The sequence below is a fragment of the Salipiger mucosus DSM 16094 genome (genome assembly GCF_000442255.1).
Lineage (GTDB): Bacteria > Pseudomonadota > Alphaproteobacteria > Rhodobacterales > Rhodobacteraceae > Salipiger > Salipiger mucosus.
On record NZ_KE557290.1, the window covers coordinates 1 to 19,289 of the forward strand.

Annotated in this window: 21 protein-coding genes and 1 pseudogene; 15 read left to right on the forward strand and 7 right to left on the reverse strand. The window is 62.2% G+C overall.

The window, feature by feature from the left end; all coding sequences use genetic code 11:
• Window positions 1–395 (reverse strand): annotated as a pseudogene (locus SALMUC_RS26490) (polysaccharide biosynthesis/export family protein); the annotation flags it as partial.
• A 28-nt stretch (window positions 396–423) separates the two neighbouring features.
• Here SALMUC_RS26490 and SALMUC_RS30215 point away from each other — a divergent pair.
• The gene (locus SALMUC_RS30215; RefSeq protein WP_156883662.1) at window positions 424–789 is read left to right on the forward strand and encodes a hypothetical protein; all 366 of its coding nucleotides are present in this window, start codon (window positions 424–426) and stop codon (window positions 787–789) included.
• Window positions 790–967: 178 nt separating this feature from the next.
• Here SALMUC_RS30215 and SALMUC_RS26500 read toward each other — a convergent pair whose 3' ends face one another.
• The 4 genes from SALMUC_RS26500 to SALMUC_RS26515 form a co-directional block, all read right to left on the reverse strand.
• On the reverse strand, window positions 968–1,612 hold the full coding sequence (locus SALMUC_RS26500) for a YjbF family lipoprotein (protein ID WP_245584754.1): 645 nt from the start codon (window positions 1,610–1,612) through the stop codon (window positions 968–970).
• Window positions 1,613–1,626: 14 nt separating this feature from the next.
• A complete protein-coding gene (locus SALMUC_RS26505; protein WP_020041627.1) occupies window positions 1,627–3,756 on the reverse strand; it encodes a YjbH domain-containing protein in 2,130 nt (709 codons plus the stop codon).
• A 293-nt stretch (window positions 3,757–4,049) separates the two neighbouring features.
• Entirely contained in the window at window positions 4,050–4,721 is a 672-nt protein-coding gene (locus tag SALMUC_RS28615) for a thermonuclease family protein (RefSeq protein ID WP_156883664.1), read from the reverse strand.
• Window positions 4,722–5,261: 540 nt separating this feature from the next.
• Complete coding sequence (locus SALMUC_RS26515) at window positions 5,262–5,831, reverse strand: recombinase family protein (protein WP_020041625.1); 570 nt, start codon at window positions 5,829–5,831, stop codon at window positions 5,262–5,264.
• Window positions 5,832–6,575: 744 nt separating this feature from the next.
• Between SALMUC_RS26515 and SALMUC_RS26520 the strand changes: the two genes are divergently transcribed.
• Together SALMUC_RS26520 and SALMUC_RS26525 are read left to right on the forward strand one after the other, a co-directional pair.
• Window positions 6,576–7,661 carry a replication initiator protein A gene (locus SALMUC_RS26520; protein WP_021121050.1) on the forward strand — a complete coding sequence of 362 codons (1,086 nt, stop codon included), beginning with the start codon at window positions 6,576–6,578 and terminating at the stop codon, window positions 7,659–7,661.
• Between the two features lie 904 nt (window positions 7,662–8,565).
• Window positions 8,566–8,883 carry an H-NS histone family protein gene (locus SALMUC_RS26525; RefSeq protein ID WP_020041623.1) on the forward strand — a complete coding sequence of 106 codons (318 nt, stop codon included), beginning with the start codon at window positions 8,566–8,568 and terminating at the stop codon, window positions 8,881–8,883.
• Window positions 8,884–8,911: 28 nt separating this feature from the next.
• Here the strand turns inward: SALMUC_RS26525 and SALMUC_RS30220 are convergent, their stop codons facing one another.
• A complete protein-coding gene (locus SALMUC_RS30220; RefSeq protein WP_020041622.1) occupies window positions 8,912–9,067 on the reverse strand; it encodes a hypothetical protein in 156 nt (51 codons plus the stop codon).
• Between the two features lie 354 nt (window positions 9,068–9,421).
• On the opposite strand from SALMUC_RS30220, the gene SALMUC_RS26530 reads away from it, so the two are divergent.
• The 5 genes from SALMUC_RS26530 to SALMUC_RS26550 all read left to right on the forward strand — a co-directional run bounded on the left by SALMUC_RS26530 (window position 9,422) and on the right by SALMUC_RS26550 (window position 13,476).
• Complete coding sequence (locus SALMUC_RS26530; protein ID WP_021121051.1) at window positions 9,422–9,826, forward strand: plasmid mobilization protein; 405 nt, start codon at window positions 9,422–9,424, stop codon at window positions 9,824–9,826.
• A complete protein-coding gene (locus tag SALMUC_RS26535) occupies window positions 9,823–10,740 on the forward strand; it encodes a hypothetical protein (protein ID WP_021121052.1) in 918 nt (305 codons plus the stop codon). The genes SALMUC_RS26530 and SALMUC_RS26535 overlap by 4 nt, the downstream gene beginning before the upstream one ends.
• The gene (locus tag SALMUC_RS26540; protein WP_021121053.1) at window positions 10,737–10,991 is read left to right on the forward strand and encodes a hypothetical protein; all 255 of its coding nucleotides are present in this window, start codon (window positions 10,737–10,739) and stop codon (window positions 10,989–10,991) included. The genes SALMUC_RS26535 and SALMUC_RS26540 overlap by 4 nt, the downstream gene beginning before the upstream one ends.
• A gap of 324 nt (window positions 10,992–11,315) precedes the next feature.
• Window positions 11,316–11,888, forward strand: a complete 573-nt coding sequence (locus SALMUC_RS26545) for a recombinase family protein (protein WP_020041619.1) — start codon at window positions 11,316–11,318, stop codon at window positions 11,886–11,888.
• Window positions 11,889–12,282: 394 nt separating this feature from the next.
• Window positions 12,283–13,476: a hypothetical protein gene (locus tag SALMUC_RS26550; protein ID WP_156883665.1), complete on the forward strand. Its 1,194-nt coding sequence runs from the start codon at window positions 12,283–12,285 to the stop codon at window positions 13,474–13,476.
• Between the two features lie 474 nt (window positions 13,477–13,950).
• Here SALMUC_RS26550 and SALMUC_RS26560 read toward each other — a convergent pair whose 3' ends face one another.
• Entirely contained in the window at window positions 13,951–14,142 is a 192-nt protein-coding gene (locus tag SALMUC_RS26560) for a hypothetical protein (protein WP_020041617.1), read from the reverse strand.
• A 724-nt stretch (window positions 14,143–14,866) separates the two neighbouring features.
• On the opposite strand from SALMUC_RS26560, the gene SALMUC_RS26565 reads away from it, so the two are divergent.
• The 7 genes from SALMUC_RS26565 (at window position 14,867) to SALMUC_RS26590 (ending at window position 19,286) form a co-directional block, all read left to right on the forward strand.
• The gene (locus tag SALMUC_RS26565) at window positions 14,867–15,094 is read left to right on the forward strand and encodes a hypothetical protein (protein ID WP_020041615.1); all 228 of its coding nucleotides are present in this window, start codon (window positions 14,867–14,869) and stop codon (window positions 15,092–15,094) included.
• A gap of 266 nt (window positions 15,095–15,360) precedes the next feature.
• Entirely contained in the window at window positions 15,361–15,873 is a 513-nt protein-coding gene (locus tag SALMUC_RS26570; protein ID WP_245584755.1) for a hypothetical protein, read from the forward strand.
• 280 nt (window positions 15,874–16,153) lie between these two features.
• Window positions 16,154–16,846 carry an AAA family ATPase gene (locus tag SALMUC_RS26575; protein ID WP_020041613.1) on the forward strand — a complete coding sequence of 231 codons (693 nt, stop codon included), beginning with the start codon at window positions 16,154–16,156 and terminating at the stop codon, window positions 16,844–16,846.
• Window positions 16,846–17,145, forward strand: coding sequence for a hypothetical protein (locus SALMUC_RS26580; RefSeq protein WP_020041612.1), 300 nt, complete (start codon window positions 16,846–16,848; stop codon window positions 17,143–17,145). Before SALMUC_RS26575 ends, SALMUC_RS26580 begins: the two co-directional genes overlap by 1 nt.
• Before the next feature lie 171 nt (window positions 17,146–17,316).
• Window positions 17,317–17,493: a hypothetical protein gene (locus SALMUC_RS30225; protein ID WP_156883666.1), complete on the forward strand. Its 177-nt coding sequence runs from the start codon at window positions 17,317–17,319 to the stop codon at window positions 17,491–17,493.
• A gap of 250 nt (window positions 17,494–17,743) precedes the next feature.
• Window positions 17,744–18,373 carry a sugar transferase gene (locus SALMUC_RS26585; RefSeq protein ID WP_051156047.1) on the forward strand — a complete coding sequence of 210 codons (630 nt, stop codon included), beginning with the start codon at window positions 17,744–17,746 and terminating at the stop codon, window positions 18,371–18,373.
• A gap of 229 nt (window positions 18,374–18,602) precedes the next feature.
• A complete protein-coding gene (locus SALMUC_RS26590; protein WP_245584756.1) occupies window positions 18,603–19,286 on the forward strand; it encodes a hypothetical protein in 684 nt (227 codons plus the stop codon).
• The last annotated feature ends 3 nt before the right edge of the window (window positions 19,287–19,289 follow it).

Here is a 19,289-nt window from a genome sequence, read left to right on the forward strand (position 1 = left end):
AGAAGCCCGGTCAGCTGCTCGACGGTCGAACCGGTCTGCGGCGTGGCCAGCAGGACGACATCGCCGATGCCCACGCGGTAGGGCCCGGGCGAGACCGGCGGCGGCAGCCGCGTCTCGAGCCCGCCGGGCCGGGCGCGCGATTGAAAGACCGGGTCGGGCACGGCCCCTGCCCCGCGCGTGGCGCTCGGCGCCCCGGCGGTCTGGAAGAACACGGCCGGCAGCTGCTGCGGGCTATAGGTCGAGCGGTTGGCAACCAGTACGCTTTGCGGCGTAATCTCGGCGACGCGCACCTTGGTGTCGCCGTTGCGAACGGGGTTCACCTTGGGCGATTGATAGACAACGTCACAGCCCGCCAGGGCCAGCAGTACGCAGGCGGTCAGAATCGTCCGGATCATGTCTTACCCTACCCTCAATTCCATCTGAATGCGGCTTCTGGTTCTCGTCTTGGCCGCATGGGCGCTGCTAACCCATGAAAAAGGGGACGGAACGCCAACCGTTCCGTCCCCTTCTAAAATCGAATGTCACGCCTGTCGTCAGTCCACGAAGAACGTCGATGGCGTTGTTGTCGACGTCGACGACGAAGAACTGCCGCCGCTCGCAATTGCCGCAGATACCGCAGTGACACCGGCAACGGCTCCCAGCGTACCCACAGTGCCGAGCGTCCCCATGATGCCCGTTGTCGCGGCGGTCGTGGTTGCGGCGGTCGTTGCCGCCGTGGTCGTCGCAGTCGTAGTGGCCGTCGTCGTGCCGGTTGTGGTCGCTGCCGTGCCGCCCGTTTCGGTGCCCTGAGCTCCCGCTGCGGAGGCGAGCGCGACAGTCGCTGCGGCGACGGTGCCGAAGATAGTCGAGTGAGTCATGATCGTACTCCTCTTGAGGGTTGTCCGACCGATAGCGCATTTGCGGCAATCCCGCAATGCGTGCGTCCTTGAACGCATCCGCAATCCCACAGATTCCCGAAATTGAAAAATCATTCATCTTTCAGGAGCTCGATTTTCAGGTAGCCAACCTCCGGACCGACCCACTGGACCGATTTCCGCAGGGTTCCGCCATTGTCGAACCAGTAGTGATTCTCGAAATCGCGGTCCGGGTTGATGCAGTCCTCGACCACGTGCAAAGCGCGGAAGCTGCGAAACGCCGTGCTGGCCGCAACGCCGGACTCGCGCCGGAAATCGCAGACGAAGGCGCTACTGTTAAGGTGGTCCTCACCGTCGAGGTAGCGGTGCACGCGTACAGCCCGGCCGCGACCACCACGAAGGGCCTCGAAGGCCTGCGCCAGGTCGGAACTCATCAGGTCGCCGCCCAGTCCGCGCGTACCCGTAAGCACTCCATCGACCATGTTCAGCGCGATGCGGTCCTGCGTCTGCCAATTTCGCACGCCCCCGTTCTCCGCGGCCACGAACATGGTTGCCTGCGCCTCGCGCTCGGGAATCTCTGCGAAGATCACGGGCCCGTCGACCTGGGCAATCGCCTGCGGGGTCAGTATGTCACGCATATCCGCCTGGGGCCCCTCCTGCGCGACCAGGGAACCAAGCTCGGCCAGCCCCAGGCGGACCCCTTCCCACCGGCCGTCGTTGCCGCAAGCCGCCGTCAGAGCGAGGGCGGCCAGTGCCATCCAAAGGCTGTGCTTCATCTCCAGAACCGCCCCCATTCGGATTGCAGGTCGGAGCGGTGGTAGCCGCGGACGCTCTCGTAGAGCCGTCCGGGTACCGACAGACGCGCACCGCCGTCCCGCTGGGTCGGACGCACCGTCCGTGCCAGCGTCTCCTTCGACGGCTGGCCGGAAAATATCGATAGCGGGATCTCGATCCGGAAGCCCTTGTCGAAAGAACCCTCGCCGAAGTCGTCGAAGGACACGTCCGTGAAGGTGGCGAAGGCACCCAGCCGTACGCCGTTGTCGAACTCGCGCCCGACCGACAGGGTCGCGCCCCAGTCCCCGGCAAGATAGCGGCCCGCGTCGACCTGGTACTGGAAGCCGTTGCGCCCCTCGACATAGGTCGAGAGATGGCCTGTCAGGATGTCGTAGTCCTGAAAATCGAACCCCTGGTCGTAGGCCCGCTTGCGCGCGTAATTCATTTCGAGCCCGACGCCGATGCGGCTGTCGACGGGCTTCCACAGAAGCTCGCCCGAAAGGCCGCCGAACATGGGCTCGAGATAACCCGCGGTCACCCGGCCGTAGAAGTCCTTGCCCGGGCGGAAATACCGGGCTGCCGTCAGGTTGGTCAGCGCCGTCTCGCCCTCCTGTGCGTAGAGCCCAACCTCACTACGCACGCGCGGCAGGACCGAGTTCGATGCCGGCAGATCCTCGACATTGCCAGCCAGCCGGTGGCGAACGGCGCCGGAGAACACCAGTCCGGGCGTCGGCTCGAACGAGGCGCTGACCTCGATCCCGCCGTCGATGCGAAATGGCTCGTCGGGATCGAAGATCGCGGAGCTCAGGTAGGGCCCAACACCCCAGCGGAAGATCGGAAAGCGGCCCTCTGGCGCGACCGCGTCTTCCGCGACTGGATGCGCATCCTCGAACCCGGCGCGCGCGAACATCTGCCACGATCCGTCGGGTGCGTGTTCCAGCTCCTCGAGATCGCCGCGGCGCACGATCACGCGCGAGACCGGCAGTCCGCTGGCGGTCACAGGCACCAGCGCGATCGTCTCGATCGAGGGCGGCAGTCGCGAGAGAACGCGCGCCGCCCGTCCCAGTGCCTGCGCGCCGTTCATGTAAGTCGGGTTGCGGAAGCGCACTTCGGCCTCACGGGCACTCACCGATATCGCGTCGAGCAACAGGCCCTCGTCGGCCAGAGCCTCGGAAACACTGGTCTGCAGGGTATCCGCGACGCCCGAGCGCTGCGTCCAGCCGAGATCTCCCGCCGCCCCCGCCGGCCGCACCGTGACCGGCAGCGGCGCACGCCCGGTTCCGCCCGGCAGGGTCCCAGGCGACTTCGGGTTGAAGGTGTAGCTCAGGTTCACCGCGACCGTGGACCCGTAGAGATAGGCGCCGGTCAGTGACACCCCGTTGTCGAACCTCCACGTGGCGCCGAAGTTGAGCGGCGACTCGCGGTCGAACCCGATGTTCTCGGACTCGGCCTCGTAGGCGTCCGAGGAATACTCCGCCGTCAGGGTCAGCTTGTCGTTGACGCGGTATTGCAGGCCGCCGAAGAACGCGGCGTCGCCTTGGAACCACTGGTCGGCATCCAACTGACCGGTTTCCGAAATGCCCCCGCTCTGGTCGGCTCGATCTTCGAAACGGTTGTCCAGCACGGCCAGCGGATTGCGGATGCCGTTAAAACTACCGAACCGGCCCCAGCCAAGGCCGCCCGTCGCCCGCAGTCGCCCGAAGGTCTTGGTCGCGGCTACGTATTCACCGGCGTAGATGCCCGTGCCGCCAAAGTCCTGAAGCCCGACCGACACCGCCGGGCGCCGCGCTGTTTCCTCCATCAGCAGGTAGCGCAGGTCAAAACTGCGATCATAGTACTGATCCCTGACCTGATTGTACCCTTCGAGGTTCACGTAACGAAACACGCCGGAAAGCCGCGGTGTAATCTGGAAATGCAACGTTGCCCGACGGGTTTTCTCGAATCCCCCCAGAGACAGACTGAGATCCGCATCCTGCATCTGGTGGCCCGTGGGCATGTCGATCAACCCGGGCACACCCATGAAATTGAGCGTGGGGCGTGTCCAGACTCTCTCCTGCGGCACCGCCTGCTGGGCACCGATCGGCAGCAGGCAGAGCGCGGCAGTGAACCGCACCGCATGGGTTTTCATCCGGGGCCCTCGAAACCCGCGTCTCGGAAACAACATCCGGAACTCCGCCGTTCGGTGCGTTGTCCCGAGCCACCGGCGCAGAGATCACTCAACGCATTCCGGAACCCGGTCCGCCCCAATCTTCTTCTGATCTTGCGGCGTACCCTCACGGCATAAGGGGAGGAAATGCAAACCCTGCGCCCCCGGTTGAGGCCATTTCCCATGCCGGGACGTGGCCATAATCCCACAACGCCTCCGATCCTGCCTGAAAAATCAGCCGGCCCTGTGTGCCGATCCTGTCGGTCAGCTCATGGCTACCACAGGGCGAAGCAGTATCCGGGCATGGCCCCGCGAAACCGCCCCGCCTCGCGCTGGACAGCTGCGTAGGTCCTGAGCGGATCGTACCTGGCGCACCGCCCGCAGAGCCTTTGCGAGATCAGGACCGCCCCGATGTCCTGGCCGTTCGACAGTGCGCAGCGGCCGACCTCCCGGTCGTAGGTGCGATCTCCGTTGAACTCGCAGCGCAGCACCCGGCCCGCGACAAGGCCCCTCATAACCGCTGTCGCCCTGTCTCCCAGGGGCGTGTTCCGCTCGTCACAGGTCAGCCCGTTGAGGCGGATCGCCCGCCCGCTCACCTCGATGGTATCGCCATCCCGCACATGCGTGACACGCCCCGTCAGGACATGCTTTCCCCCGAACTCGGGCCAGATGTCGGACCGGAACGACACAGCCAGCGCCACTGCCAGAACGACCAGCCACAACGGACTTGGCGCCCGCCAGCGATATCTTCGCTTGGATTTTCCCCAGCGGAACCAGGCCCCTCTCCTCCGCATCGGGATAACCCTTGCGGAGGCCTGGTGTCTTGCCCGGCTCGAAAACAGCCAGCTCACCAGAAAGCGAACCAGGAGGAAGGCGAGCAGAAAGAGCCCCAGGAAGAGACCTACCAGCAGGTAGGTGCCATCCACCTGTTGAACCCAGCGCTGCAATATCTCGTCCAATGCCGCCCCTGACCACTGAGCTTCCTAGAAAGACGTGCGTTCAAGATTACGGACGCCGGAATAACCACGGCAAGGTCCTCGACGTGCCCAAGCCTCGGACCGAGATTTCACCCCGGGGGGCCATGCACTTGCAGCGGAAGCACATCCTTCGGGCAATTCGATCCTCACAGGGCAATTCGTCAGCGAAGCGCCCTGTGGTATAGGAGTATGTACGAGCGGAAACTTGCCGATCATCCCGCCGACTGTCACACCCCCACATAGATATCCGACCATTTCTCATGGTGACCCATGGTCGGAGTGATGAGTGCCATTCGCAATTTAGCGGGTTTGGACAGTGTGATGTTCGGAAAAAAGAGAGTCTTTTTCTGTCGGTACTGCGGCCACAAGCTGCGCTTCGGTCAAGCGCAGTGTGGAGATTGTTACCAGGATGCGCCGCCCTACAATCGCCGACCGTTCTGGGGGCTGATCATGCTTCTCGTGATTCTGGCTCCCCTGTTTCTGGTCGCTCTCTCAGGGTGATCCGGGACGTCAGGCACTCGATCTCGATCGGGCCGCAGGCATGTGACGATAGAGCGTGGCGGGCGAGACGCGCAGCTGTTTCGCCACATCGGTCACGGTGATCGAGCCGTCCTGCAGCATGGCCCGTGCGGCGCGCAGGTCGCTCTCTGTCAGCTTGGGAGGCCGCCCTCCCGTTCGTCCCCTGGATCGGGCTGCCTCGAGGCCGGCGGAGGTGCGTTCGCGAATGATCGAACGTTCGAACTCGGCCAGCGCCCCGAAGATGTGAAACACCAGCTTGCCCCCTGGCGTGGTGCTATCGATCGCCTCGGTGATCGAGCGAAACCCGATGCCGCGCGCGTCCAACCCTTCTACCGTCTCGATGAGCTGTTTCATGGATCGTGCCAGGCGGTCGAGCTTCCAGACGACGAGGGTGTCCCCCTCGCGCATGTAGTCGATGGCAGCTTTCAACTCGGGCCGGTCCCGCTGCGCCCCCGAGGCCTTTTCCACGAAGACCTTCTCACACCCTGCCTTCGTTAGAGCGTCGAGCTGCAACTCGGGTTTCTGGTCCTGGGTCGAGACCCGGGCGTAGCCGACACGCATGGCACATTCTCTCGAAACTCATCTTTCCTCAGCATATACGAGAGATAGGTTTCAAGATACAGTTTCGAGAGGATTTTTCTCTTGGCACTTGAGACCTAGCCGAACCAGGGAGCTGCCCTCTCGAAAACGACCGTTTTTGAGAGGGCTCATGGATGAGGGTGGCTTTGGCGGTTTAGGAACCGGGTTCGTCGTTTAAGGAACCGATAAAAGCTTTGTCGCTCTAGGAACCCAGGTCGATAGGACGTTTGCTGAGGAACAGTCGTCCGGGTCGAGGATCGTTGCTCGGACGGGTCATGTCTTCGCCGGTTCACACACGCAGCAGGGTCTATCGTCGGTTTACACACGCGGGATCTTTCTCCGGAGGGGCACTCTAGGAAGGCTGAAGCCTTCCAGGTGGTGGGTGAAATGACGAAGATACGTCCCCGCTGCCGACTGGTCGCGGCTGTGGCCATGATGTGTGAACCAGGATGCATGTGTTAAATATGTGTTAGAGTCTGTGTTAAGGGTTATCCACAGGCATCCAACCTACTGAGATGGCTTAGATAATCTGCCTATTTTCACCTAAAAGGTACCTAAAACCCCGAATCTTGGTACCTAAAACCCCGAACTTTGGTAACTAAAACCCCGAATCCTGAGGAGCGGTAACTAAAACCCCGAATCCGGGCAGAGGTAACTAAAACCCCGAACGCGGTAACCGATACCACGAATCTTGACGTGGGTAACTAAAACCCCGAATGTAGGTGCATGGTAACTGAAACCCCGAATCTTGGTCTCTCGGTGCAGAGCACCGCACCGGGGCATGCCACGTCTCCGCTTCTGCCCGACCGACATCCGCAGCATGACTTGTTCATCTGCGATGTTGCCGATGCTGTCCTCAAGGACATGATGGCGCACATGGAGCATCCCTTCTACGCGCTCTCGAAAAAGCCCGAGACGAGTATCCGCCGCTACGAGCAGAATGGGTGCTGGATCGAAATCACGCCGAGTGTCAAAGGCTTGGCGACGATCTACGACAAGGACATCCTGATCTACTGCATTTCGCAGATCATGGCGGGGTTGAAGGCGGGGGAAGAGGTTTCCCCAAGAGTCCGGATCAATTCGCGGGACCTCCTTATCTTCACCAATCGAGGAACGGCCGGCAAAGACTACCAGGCGCTCGTGGAGGCAATAGACCGGCTCTCGGGCACCCGTATCAGCACCAACATCCGAACCGGGGACGAGGAGCAATACGACACCTTTGGACTGATCGAGACCGCTTCGGTGCGGCGCAAGCACGGGCTGGATGGCCGTCTGCTGTGGTGCGAAGTCAAGCTCTCGGACTGGGTATTCAACGCGATCCGCTCCCATGAAGTCCTTACCCTGCATCGGGATTATTTCAGGCTTCGCAAGCCCTTGGAGCGCCGCGTATACGAGATCGCGCGAAAGCACTGCGGGCGTCAGGACGAGTGGCGTATCAGCCTCCCGGCCCTCCTGAAGAAGACCGGCTCGCAAAGCCCGTTGAAGAGGTTTCGGCAGATGGTCCGCAATCTGGTCGAGTACGATCACCTGCCTGATTACAGCGTCTCGTTTCTGGATGACCGGGACATGGTGATCTTCAGCAACCGCGGCACCGTGGTTGAAAAGCCCGAGCCCCCTGCCCTTCCCGGGATACGCCTCGATCCGGAGATCCACGACCGAGCGCGAGAGAATGCCCCGGGCTGGGACGTGCACTACCTGGAAAGGGAATGGCGGATCTGGATGGCTGACGGCGGGTTTGACGCCCCGCGCGACCCCAACCGAGCTTTTCTGGGCTTCTGCAAGAAGTGGTTCGAGAAGCGAGGCCGGCCCTGAGAGCCGCACAGAGTTTCAGAACCAGGGGTAAGCCACTCCTGTGGGGACGCCTTGGTGTGTGAAATGACGAAGCCACGCTACCTATGAGTGCCCCACTGAAATGGCCCTACCCTGCCGCCCAACCAGAGACTGCCTCGCTTCCTCTGGCTAAGCCTCAAAGGGTTCTGAGCCATGAGATGATCGCAGCGGTCAGAGCTGGACTCCGCGGCGATCGGGTCTTCGTCATTTCACACACCGTGTGCCAGGTCTCGTGATTTCACCCACACTCAGGCGGTTTTCGTGAGATCACCCACGCCCTGAATTGCCCCATCGAGCGATCCGGTCACGCGGTACCTGAAACCCCGAACTTCGATCTCTCGCTGCAGGACACCCTCACAGAGAGTTTCGCATCTCCTCTTCTGCCGGCCCCCTGCCGAGGCATTGAGATATCAAAGCGTCTTGCCTGGCCGCCCCTGCTGCCCCTGCTGCCGATGTGTGTGAATCCCGAAAGGCCGTGTGTGTTTCCCGGGTCAGGCGGACAAGGGCTTCAGGGTCGCTCGAAACCGTAAAAAAGGTCACTTCTTGCCCTCATCTACGCGGTTTTGGGGACCATGACCGTGTGTGTTTCCCGAATTTTCTGCTCCCAAGCGTGTGTGAATCCCGATCCATCAGGACGGATGTGTGTGTATTTCCCGACACCTTACCCATCCGCAGCGATCTGGCTCTTCGTGATTTTGCGTTCGGGGTAAGGCTACCCAAAATCGGTAACCAAAACCCGAATGGTGGATACCCTGATCGCCAATTAATGTGGCATCTTGGCTGGATCGAAACGGTTCCGAATAGGACGCATTGACGAGGCAGGCCCCTGGCGGTTGCAAGACAACTCCGCTGTGTTACTTGGCCGATCAAAGTCAGGAGGAAAGACATGGCATCAGTCAATCTCGAAGAGCTGTCCCTGGATGAGCTCAAGCAACTTCAAAAGGATGTCTCGAAGGCTATCGAGACGTTCGAGGCACGCAGAAAGAAAGAGGCACGGGCAGCGGCCGAAGCCGTGGTGCGTGAAATGGGGTTCAGCCTGTCCGAGGTAGCGGATGCACCGACCTCCAAGCGAAGCAAGGGCGTGCCGAAATACCAGCACCCGGAAAACTCCGAACTCACTTGGACAGGTCGAGGCCGGAAACCTGCTTGGTTCATTGAGGCGGTTGAGGCCGGGAAGTCGCCAGAGGACTTACTGATCAAGTAGGGTGTTCGGCCTGCCCCCCAACGTCGTCTCAGACTTTGGTCGACTTGTAGATGAACACCATGACGTCGGCGAGGAGTGGCCAGACTTGGTAGTGAACGCAGTCGATCAATTGTAGACCGGCGACTTCAGTACCAGTCCAGAAATCATGATCATTCGTCCCCGACGAGATGCCGTAGTATCTCATCTGGCTTCTCATGCTGCATGAATGGGACCCGTTTCCACAATCGCGTACCCCAAATCATCTAAAATCACCGTACATTGCCTTGATTTAAGGTGATTTGACCTGCGGTTTCCGAACATCGAGATGATGTCGTGACGATGTGGGAAGACGCGGGCCAAGTTCATTCGATTTTTTGCTGACGGGGCTTGTATCGCGCGTCTTCCCTGCAACTTCCCTGGTTGGTCACGGTCTGTAGCCAGCCGTGCTCGCTACCCGCCACAGCCCCTTCGGGGCTGCGCCGGCCGCGCGCAGCTGGCCAGGGGCTCCGCCCCGTGGACCCCGTGTTGGCCGCCTGCTGTTGCCTGCGAGGGATTTCGAATGAGCGCATCTGAACGACGACGACAAACGCGGCAGATCGGTCTCCGGATGACGCCCGATCTCTACGCCAGGATCGCATCGGAGGCGAAACGCAGAGGCATCTCGCCGACCTCGCGGATCCGCGAAATCCTGATCCAACAGTATGATCTCGACACGCCGGCCCCCAGGATCCGGTCGCCGAGGTCCCGGAATCTCACGCCGTCCCAGCTCGCCGCCCTCTCCTTCGCGGGTGACCTCGGCCGCGCCGGCAACAATCTCAACCAGGCGGTCAAGCGGATCAACGAGGCGCGGAAATCCAGCCTCCTGTCGGAAGAGCTGTTCACCACGCTTCACCTGTCTTGCGACGCGCTCCTGGATCTCCTGCACGAGATCCGCTCCGAGATGTCCGGAGCACGGGATCCATGATCCTGAAAACCACCCGGATCCCGCCCTCCGACGCCGGCAAGGCGATTGCCTACCTGGCGAGCCCCGGCGAGAACGAGCGCGTCGACTGGATCGCGGGATCCGAGGACGCTCTCGACACCATGGCCGACCTCGCCACCATCGCCGGCGCGCGCTACGCCATGCGGCACCAGATCATCGCGTCGAACGAGCGCCTTTCCACCGCGCAGCTGGCAGAAATGGTCGGCGACTACATGCGGGAGTTCGAGGTTCCCGCGAGCTCCAAGGAGCTGGTCTGCATCGTCAGGCACACCAAGGCGCGCGCAGACGAAGGCGACGGCAACGGGGAACACTACCACGTCGTCTTTCCCGAGGTCTCCGAAGAGGGCGCCTACCTCGACGACAGCTGGACGCACCTGCGCAACGAAAAACTGGCTCGGCTTGCCGAGCTGAAATTCGGGCATGCGCCCGTCCCCGGCCGGCACAACAGGCCGGTCATCAAGGCGCTGCAAGAGGAGCGGCCCGACCTGGACCTGAAGCCCTTGCATGCGGCCATCGCCGCGGGAGCCGAAGCGGCGGGCGCGGACCCGGCAACCTGGCGGCCGCGAAGCGCCTTCACCGCCGGCGCGCACCAGTCCTACCAGCGCCGGCAACGGGCCGGGCGGGACCGGCAGCCGCCCGACCGGGTCGTCCCCCTATACCGAGATTCTCCCCACCGCCCGACAGCAAATGAAGACCCTCGCCAAGGGGGCCGACGTCCACGGCTTCCTCGATCGTCTCGCGGTGACGCCCGGATACGAGGTCAAAGCCGGCGACAAGCCCGGCGTCTGGCTCCTGACCGCCGGCCGGGGCCACGTCCTGGGCGCCCTGCATCGCATGTCGCCCTATCGAAAGCGGGAGATCGACCAGGCAATTTCAGAGAGAGGCGCAGTCCATGACCAGCACATCCGCGAAACACACCGGCCGGAGATCGATCCTGACCCCGGCAGAGCAGGAGATCCTGGCGGAGACGCGGGACGGGGTCCGGTATCTGCAATCGGCCTTGGAGGCGCCGATGGACACCGACGGGCGGGAGGATCCGGTCGTGGGCCTTCTGAAAACACTGATCGAGGAGCTGGAGGAGATGAAAGCGCAGCAGGCCCGGATCCACGCGGCGCTCACGGATCTTCGCGCGGACCCTCCAACGTAGCGACCCGGCGGATCCAGGGGCATTTCAGACGGGCGGCCTGCCGAAGCGCCGCGGCCACCGCGATGTCGGCCTCCCGGGTGACGCCCGAGCCGCTCGATCCGGCAGATCTGTATTTCCTGTCCCGGTGGGCGCAGCAGATGAAAGCGCAGAAGCGCGCCGAGGAGGCGACCCATCCAAATCCGGGCTGAGCCTCTATCAAATGGGTATACCCCGGGCGCTGTCGATAGACTGCGCGCCCTGACCTATCAAGAGAGTTGTTTTTCGAATGATAAAAGCGCATATCAACGAAGTTATAGATTTATATGATACGAAAGGGCGTAATCGATGAAGTATGGATACCGCCGGGTCAGCTCGGTCGACCAGAAGCTCGACCGCCAGATCCTGCCTGCGGAGATTTCGGAGGCGAATGTCTTCGAGGAGAAGATCAGCGGCGCCCGCGGAACCAACCGGCCCGAGCTCGAGAACGTCCTGGGGCGCCTGCGCCCGGGCGACGAGCTGCACGTCTACTCCACCGACCGCCTGGCCCGGTCGACGCGCGACCTGCTGGACATCGTCGAGCGGGTGAAGGCGGTGGGCGCGGTCCTGATTTTTGAAAAAGAGCGGCTGACCTTCTCCGGCGACAACGCCGACCCGATGTCGGACTTCATGCTGACCATGCTGGGGGCGCTGGCCGAGATGGAGCGGGCCAATATCCGGGCGCGCCAGCTGGAGGGCATCGAGATCGCCAAGAGCCGGGGCAAGTACCGCGGCGGCAGGAAGCGCCTCGACAGGAAAGCGGTCTGGAAGCTGCTGGACGCCGGCTTCGGCCCGCAGGAGGTGGCCGACACCCTCCGGATCGGGGTGGCCTCGGTCTACCGCATCCGCAAGGAAGGCCGGTCGATGGCCTCTGCCCCGTGACGGGGCCGGCGGGACCAGGCGGTCGCCGAAGCGGTCCCGGGAAATGTCAGGGCCCAATCAATTCGGCGCCTTTCGACGGGTAATTGTCAACATTTCCACCTGATAACTTTCAGGATCCATTCTTGAAATATTGATCTCCGGTCAGTAGATCGGGGTCATTGATAGAAAACGGGCCACCGCCGGCAAGCGATGACCCGTCATTTTGGAAGGAGGTTGCCTCTCCGTCCTGATTGCAGGTTTTATTTAGCTCCCACGCGAGCGTTATTCAAGACCCTGTCCGGACACCCACGACCTTCTTTCCGTAAAAAGAGAGAAGGTTTTTTTGATGCCGGATGGCAGTGGATCATTTCAGGATTTCGAGCGGCCCGCTGGGAATTTCGCGGGCGATCCGTTCATGACAGAGCGGCGGTACGAGACCTGGGAGCAGTCCGAGTGGATCGCCGATGCCCTTGAGGAGATCGGTGTGCGGGCCCGCACCGGGAAGGCGCGGTTCTATTCCGAATGCGCGGGCCTCGCGGTCGATGTCGACCACTACGGCGGATCTGCAACGATCCCGCAGGTGGCGCGGAAGTACTACCATCCCGTCACGAAGCAGCTGGGCGACTGGCATCGCCAGCACAAGGCGGAGATGACGCTGCACATGATGACCCTGTCGGCCCTTCCGGAAAAGCTCCATGTCGGGGTTGCGCATGAGCAGGTCCGCGACGCCCTGTCGATGTCGAGGACCGAGCTCTCGGCCCTCATCCGCCGTCTCCGCGACGACGGCTGGAGCGCAGAAGGCTTCGAGATCGTCCTGGTGCGGGAAGAGCACGCCCTCAGCGAGCACGACGACACGGGCGACTGGATGGACTACGCGCATTACCATCTCATCATGCGCGCGCCGCGCGGTCCGGGCACCCGGGAACGGCTGAAAGCCTTCGCCGCGCGCGTGAAGGCACTCTGGACGCGCGTTCTGACGCGTCTCTGGCGCCGCTTCGAGGGCCTGTTCCCCAGAAACCGCGGCCCGCGGGAGGCCTACGTGAACACGCAGCAGGTACGCCAGCTGGACCGCCTCCGCAGCTATCTCGCGAAGGCGCCCCGCGTCCCGCGCGATGCGGGCAAGGAGGCCGTGCAATGGGTGCACCGCGTGATCGAGAACCGTGATCAGCTCGTCGCGACCCTGGCCTTCAAGGACTACCGGCGCCGCCGCGCGGCGGAGCCGAAAAGGCCCCGGCGCGTGAACCCGGTCGCTCGGGATACGGCGGGAGATCGGTATTTTCGGGTGGTGTCTCCCACCACCGACACCAACACGCGCATGCTGGCATGGCGGCGAAGCCTCGCCCCGGACGGGGATCTGCACGCGTGGCTGAGGCCCCGGGCGGCGAATATCTACGCCTGGGCGACGCACGAGGACCCCAGGTATCGGGCTCGGCTGAGCATCGACCAGGACGTCCTGGATGCCGTCTGCGACATCCTCGGGAAGGAGCGCGTGACGACCTCCTCGGTCCCCCTACGGCGCCGGCCGGGCCCGGCCATGGATCATGATATCTTGCACGGCCCCCAGCGCGACTTCGTGGTGTTGTCCCGGGGCGATCCCCCGCCCTTCTAGGCCCGCGCCCGCGGGCCCTCCCGGACCCGGACACTCCGCTCCTGGCGGGTGTTTTGTCGTGCGTGCGGGGCGTGATTTCGCCGGATTACCTTGCGTAATCTTGGAATCCGGCGCGCCCCGAGCCTCGACCGGAGGCGAGCCTGTTGGAAAATCCTTTCGAAGGAGCGCTATGTTCCCAACGGTCCGGCCACACAAAAAAACCGAGAACAGTTCCATGCTTCTCAAATCATCGGTCTGTCAACGATTTGTCCATCAGGATTTCAGGATCCGTGACAACATATTCCCGGAAACGGCTTACTAATTTTGACTTGGATTTTCAGGAAGCCGTATCTCTTGTTTTGGTCAGCCTGAACGGTGGCCTCGTTATCGATAAGGGGTCGGACGCGTCTGATATATTCGAGCCAACCAATACGGCCACCCCAGATGACAGCTCTGACCATTCCCGTGCGCCATTTGGCAGAACGCGTCTGACAGTCAGGCTTTGCGCGGCCTGTAGAAGATCACCATGACGGCAGCGACCAGGGGCCAGACCGCACAGAGGACATAGCCGATTACCGTATAGACCGGTGTCTTGTGCCCTCGGCGCTTCTGTTCCTGGTACGTGAGAAAAAGGGCGACGACCGTGCTCGCGAGATACAGGGCGACAGCGACGGTCCAGACATCCATGGCTACCCCCCCTTTTCTTCTGGCAGTTCAGCCCCCGCAGCCGTCACTGCAGGCCCTCTGGATATCGAAAGTATCACTGTTTCCCAAACGGAAGCAATGCTTCAGCCACGAACGGCCCGGCTCCCGATCCACTGGTTCAGGCCACGGCAGGGCCGGGGCATGAACGGAGGCCCATCGGAAACCCGCGGCGACCGAACGAGGCTCCGCGGAGCCCAAGAGTAAGGGGCAGGGAGAGCTCCCCAACGATTGGGCCCCGTCGATTTCTGGGGGCCACGGTCTTGCCGGTGCCCCTCCCCGCCTCACGGGCGCCAGGGACGCCCAGGGTGTCACTCGGGCTCGGCCCTCTCCCGGGACATCCGCACCAGCGCCTCTCTGGCAAGCGGGGTCAACCCGTAGCGCTCCACGTAGTCCAGCAGCGCGACCATGCACCGGGCATCGAAACCTGCCGTCCTGCCCTTCCCCGTCATCTCATTCTGCCTGTGCTGCATGCCCGGAGTAATGCATGGCAGTCCTTAACGAGGGATTAACCCTAGCGATCATGCAGTCCAATCACCGACGCCCGGGGTCCAGGAGCAGCCGGGTATCGCCCCCGAAAATCGCCCTGCCTCGCGCTCGACCCCGCATAACGTCGAGGCGAATACGACACGGATGGGCCATCCGTTCACCTCGATGGGCTTGATGCTCCGACCTGCTGCCCGGCCGGACCCGGCCCTATGCCGAGAGCATGGGGGTCACCTGGTTCTGGGCCTACAAGCTGCGGATCATGAAGATCGCCCACCGGCAGATGCGGGTGAATCCGTTCCGCTCGCTGATGATGTCTCTGGGGGTGCCGGCCCTGCCGGATCTGCCCGGGGTCTCCGTGGGCTCGCCGATGACCGACAACTTCGTGACGCCCTTCATCGCAGGAGGGCTGGCAGGATCAGACCCCAGATTGCGATGCCACGCCAGCTAAAGTTCCCCTAAAGCTCGGGGAAGTCCCCTACCCTTGCGTGCCGGTCATCGCTCCACTCCCGGTCTCTCAGAGTTTGAGCGGGACTCCGGTCACTCCCGAATGCGGACTCAACCCTTGGTAAGGCAAAAATGCGGCCGAATAGGCGAGTGTGATTAAGGAATTTATGGGGAATTCACGATGGACTTGCTGCAACTGCATTGCCTCAAGTCACGGGTAGAAATATCCTTTAAGTTGAGGGCGGGGGCGCCTTTATACGAGTCTAGTCTATGCAGAAAGAGTACATCGACGTGTGCTGTCCGACTTGCGGAGGACGCGCACAGTTTCACGAACCCTTCCGCTTCTCCCACATGATGCGCTTTTCCGTGGTGCCCGAGAACGCCCACCTGTGGGGGCGCCTCGTCGTCGAGGAGCTCTATCCCGAGCACTTCTCCTGGACGCAGCCCGAGACCGACAGTCCGGTGTTCCATCGCACGACGAACGAGGTCGGTCCCGGCTATCGCCTGAACCATCGCGGCATGCTCGAATGCCCCAAGTGCGAGACCTTCCAGGCGGTCCAGATCCGCTGGCCGCAGGCGGCCTTCTGGCAATGGACCGTCGAGGGCCACACCCTGATCGCTCGGAACCGGACCCATGCGGAGGAAATCCTCGCCTATCTGCGGGAAACCCCGCGCCCGCCGCACCGCAAGCCGGGCCTGCGGGAGCTTCCGGCCCCATTACTGAAGAAGCGGGCGTCGAGCATTGCCTGCCGGCGCATGGAACGGACGCTGGAAGCCGCCTGACTTGATCCGAAAACCATCAGCGGGGATGCGCGGCCCGGGCATCCCCGCGGCCGGGCCGCCCGGACTGGTGTCGGGTCTTCGACCCCAAGCCTCTGCAGAAGCTTAAAAGTACCCTTAGGTAGCATATGGTACCATACTCTACCCTACCTGTAGGTAGCTTAAAGTACCCTACCATACCCTTTGGTACTCTACCCTACCTTATGCTAGGCTACGGTACGCTAGAGCCTCGCAAAGAGGCCGGGACCGAGACAGAGCAGACACGAGAACAGGATCCATTCCCATGCCCGTCATCTCCTTCGCCAACTCCAAGGGCGGGAGCGGCAAGACCACGAGCGCCTTGCTCCTGGCCTCCGCCCTCGCGGAAACCCGCCCGACGACCATCATCGATGCCGACCCGCGCCATCCGATCACCACCTGGGCGGAGAAGACGGGCAGGCCCGAGACGCTCTCGGTCGTCACCAACACCTCCGAGAAGACCATCCTCGACGAGATCGAGGAGGCCGCCGGCCGCGATCCTTTTGTCATCATAGATCTTGAGGGTACCGCCTCGCGCCTGATGAGCTATGCCATCAGCCAGTCGGACCTGGTGATCGTTCCGCTCAAGGAGCAGCAGCAGGACGCCCAGGCGGCCCTCGACGTGATCCAGGAGATCCACCGCGACATGAAGGCCCTGCGCCGCCGCATCCCGTACTCCGTGCTCTTCACCCAGAGCCGCGCCGCGGTCAAATCGCGCACCGCACGGCACATCTCGGCGCAGTTTCGCAACAACGACCAGATCGACACCTTCGACACCGAGATCCACGAGCGCGATGCCTTCGCCGCCATGTTCTCCATGGGCGGCACGGTGGCTGGCATGGATCCGAAACAGGTCAACGGGATCGACAAGGCGCTGGCCAATATCGAGGCTTTCCGGGCCGAGGTCGTGGCCAAGCTCCGCGCCATCCGCAACGGCGAGACGGGGAGGGCGGCCTGATGTCCAACCGCGAGGCGCTTGCCATTCCAAGCTTCGACGACGATGATCTCGACGATTTCGCCCCGCGCAGCTCGGCGCCCACGCCGTCAGCCGGGGCACGCAAGGCCGTGGACGAAGTTTCGCAGTTTCCCAGTCGCGAGGCACCGGCGGACGCGCAGCTCAATCTCAAAGGGCCGCGTCCGGTGCTCGATCGCTTCCGGGCCATGTGCAAGGCTGACCGTCGCAGCTACTACGACATGCTCGAACAGCTCATGGATCACTACGAAGGCAGGGCAGGGGGCCCGGACGGCGGCTTGTGACCGCGTCGTCGGCACCTTGCACATGCGATGCACTCTGCCGTGTGACGGCGGCCGGAAAGTCTCGGCTCGATCCCGAGGCATGCCGTCGTTCTGCGCCATTCCGGGGATGTTAATCCCCTGTTAATGATTTCTGGCCCCTCATCTGGAGATGACTGACAGGTGAGGGGCGACATGACGGATAAAGATGCCAAGACCGATTTCGACCAGAAGTGCATGGCTGCGCTTGTGGACTACGTCGAGCGATACGGCTTGACCCCACTTGCCAGGGAAGCGCTGATCCGGCCCTCAATCGACCCAAATATCATTCTCAGGCTTCGACCTTCGGCAGGGTCGGAGCCCACCGGATGAAATATTGGTCAAAGCTCGTTTGACGATGAAATCGTCATCAACTTTCATCCGTAGCGTGTGGACACGCCTCACAGGAAAAGTTACCCGGATCACGGGATTGTAATCTGAGTTCGGATCATACCCCGATGCGGGTCATATTTTCTCGCAGGCATATGCGCCGGACACACTTCGGAGAGTAGCGTTGAGTACCGTAGAGTTTTTTGGCAAGTCGCCCAGCACAGTATATCCGTCTCGAGAAACGCGCGACGCCATCCGCCGTGACAGCCGGACCTTCTACACCCTTTACGCCAAGCGAGTCTTCGATCTCGCTCTCGCCGTGGCCCTGCTGCCGGTCCTTCTGCCAGTGATCACAATTCTCTGGGTGATGACTGCCCGCGACGGCGGGCCGGGGTTCTTCGGGCATCGCCGGATCGGGCAGAATGGCAAGGTCTTTCGATGCTGGAAAATCCGCACCATGGTGGTTGATGCCGAGGCTCGGCTCGCCGAGCACCTGGCTGCCAACCCCGAGGCCGCCGAGGAATGGGAACGCGACCATAAGCTGCGCGACGATCCGCGCATCACCCGCCTCGGCGCCTTCCTCCGGGCGACCAGCCTCGACGAACTCCCCCAGATCTGGAATGTGCTGAAAGGCGAAATGAGCTTTGTCGGACCACGTCCGGTGGTGCGGGACGAGATGCGGAAATACGGCACCTCACGAACCGCCTACCTGGCAATGAAGCCCGGTATCACCGGCCTCTGGCAAGTGTCCGGACGGAACGACGTCAGCTACGACGAGCGTGTTCGCATGGACGTAGACTATGTTTTCGACGTGTCGTTTTTTACCGACGTTCGGCTCATGCTTCTGACAGGGCTCTCGGTCATCGATCGCACCGGCCGCTAGCCCGCCCAAGCCAGATGCAGTCTGCTGGCGAGGAGGCCAACATAGCTCAACTCTTAAGAGAAATATCTTTATTTTAAAGTCTCTTAAGGGGAAATTTGGGTGATTTGTGCGCTCCAAATGCCACGATCCGTCGTGGTCTCGGCACATTGATCAACTGAACCTTTCTGTTGCGTCGCTCGGTGAACAATAACTGCGCTAGGTTAATGATTTTCTAGTCGCGGATAATGGTGTGAAGCGCTCCACAGTAGTTGAACGTGCTCGTGTCCGGCGGATCGCCCACTGGCAGCTGTGGTGGCTGCTGGCCCCGATGCTTCTTCTCGGCTGCGAACCTCACTCCGAACTCAATACGCGGTTCTGGAATGCGCTCGACCGCGTTTCCTTCGTTAGTCTGCCACTGACGGAGGCCTGGGTGAGACATGCCGACGTGTCGCTGGTACTCGAACGGCGGTACAGGTCAATCGCCGAACAGCGGCTGCTCTTGCCCAACACAACCTCGATCCGCGGCGAAAATTTCATTCTCATGATCGCGCAGGAGGCGCGCGCGCCCGGAGTGGGGCGGTTCAGCCCGGGGCTACTCTTGGCGCGGAACGACGGCCCACCCGAACCCTTTGTCGATTTCGACGGCCAACCGACCTCGTCACGTCAAGACACGCTGGGCTGGTTGCACTGGTCCCAATGGACCAACGGGACCGACCTGACCTGCGTGCTGGCATTCCGGCAGCTCGACGCGACTGACCGCATCTTGCCCGGTAAGTCCTCGGCGCTCGACATGATGCTGCGCAATTGCCTGTACGGGACCGCGGAAGAAGCCTTGGAACCGCTCATCGACATCCATACTGGATATGCGGCCATTGCGGAGCATCCGAATGGCAACCAGCGCATGCTGTCACCGCTGGCAGGTCCGCGGCCATGACAG

Coding starts and splice junctions, on each gene's coding strand:
- SALMUC_RS30215 (WP_156883662.1), top strand. CDS start 424: ATGCGGCTTCTGGTTCTCGTCTTGGCCGCATGGGCGCTGCTAACCCAT.
- SALMUC_RS26500 (WP_245584754.1), bottom strand. CDS start 1,612: ATGGCACTGGCCGCCCTCGCTCTGACGGCGGCTTGCGGCAACGACGGC.
- SALMUC_RS26505 (WP_020041627.1), bottom strand. CDS start 3,756: ATGAAAACCCATGCGGTGCGGTTCACTGCCGCGCTCTGCCTGCTGCCG.
- SALMUC_RS26515 (WP_020041625.1), bottom strand. CDS start 5,831: ATGCGTGTCGGCTACGCCCGGGTCTCGACCCAGGACCAGAAACCCGAG.
- SALMUC_RS26520 (WP_021121050.1), top strand. CDS start 6,576: ATGGTAACTGAAACCCCGAATCTTGGTCTCTCGGTGCAGAGCACCGCA.
- SALMUC_RS26525 (WP_020041623.1), top strand. CDS start 8,566: ATGGCATCAGTCAATCTCGAAGAGCTGTCCCTGGATGAGCTCAAGCAA.
- SALMUC_RS30220 (WP_020041622.1), bottom strand. CDS start 9,067: ATGAGATACTACGGCATCTCGTCGGGGACGAATGATCATGATTTCTGG.
- SALMUC_RS26530 (WP_021121051.1), top strand. CDS start 9,422: ATGAGCGCATCTGAACGACGACGACAAACGCGGCAGATCGGTCTCCGG.
- SALMUC_RS26535 (WP_021121052.1), top strand. CDS start 9,823: ATGATCCTGAAAACCACCCGGATCCCGCCCTCCGACGCCGGCAAGGCG.
- SALMUC_RS26540 (WP_021121053.1), top strand. CDS start 10,737: ATGACCAGCACATCCGCGAAACACACCGGCCGGAGATCGATCCTGACC.
- SALMUC_RS26545 (WP_020041619.1), top strand. CDS start 11,316: ATGAAGTATGGATACCGCCGGGTCAGCTCGGTCGACCAGAAGCTCGAC.
- SALMUC_RS26550 (WP_156883665.1), top strand. CDS start 12,283: ATGACAGAGCGGCGGTACGAGACCTGGGAGCAGTCCGAGTGGATCGCC.
- SALMUC_RS26560 (WP_020041617.1), bottom strand. CDS start 14,142: ATGGATGTCTGGACCGTCGCTGTCGCCCTGTATCTCGCGAGCACGGTC.
- SALMUC_RS26565 (WP_020041615.1), top strand. CDS start 14,867: ATGGGGGTCACCTGGTTCTGGGCCTACAAGCTGCGGATCATGAAGATC.
- SALMUC_RS26570 (WP_245584755.1), top strand. CDS start 15,361: ATGCAGAAAGAGTACATCGACGTGTGCTGTCCGACTTGCGGAGGACGC.
- SALMUC_RS26575 (WP_020041613.1), top strand. CDS start 16,154: ATGCCCGTCATCTCCTTCGCCAACTCCAAGGGCGGGAGCGGCAAGACC.
- SALMUC_RS26580 (WP_020041612.1), top strand. CDS start 16,846: ATGTCCAACCGCGAGGCGCTTGCCATTCCAAGCTTCGACGACGATGAT.
- SALMUC_RS30225 (WP_156883666.1), top strand. CDS start 17,317: ATGACGGATAAAGATGCCAAGACCGATTTCGACCAGAAGTGCATGGCT.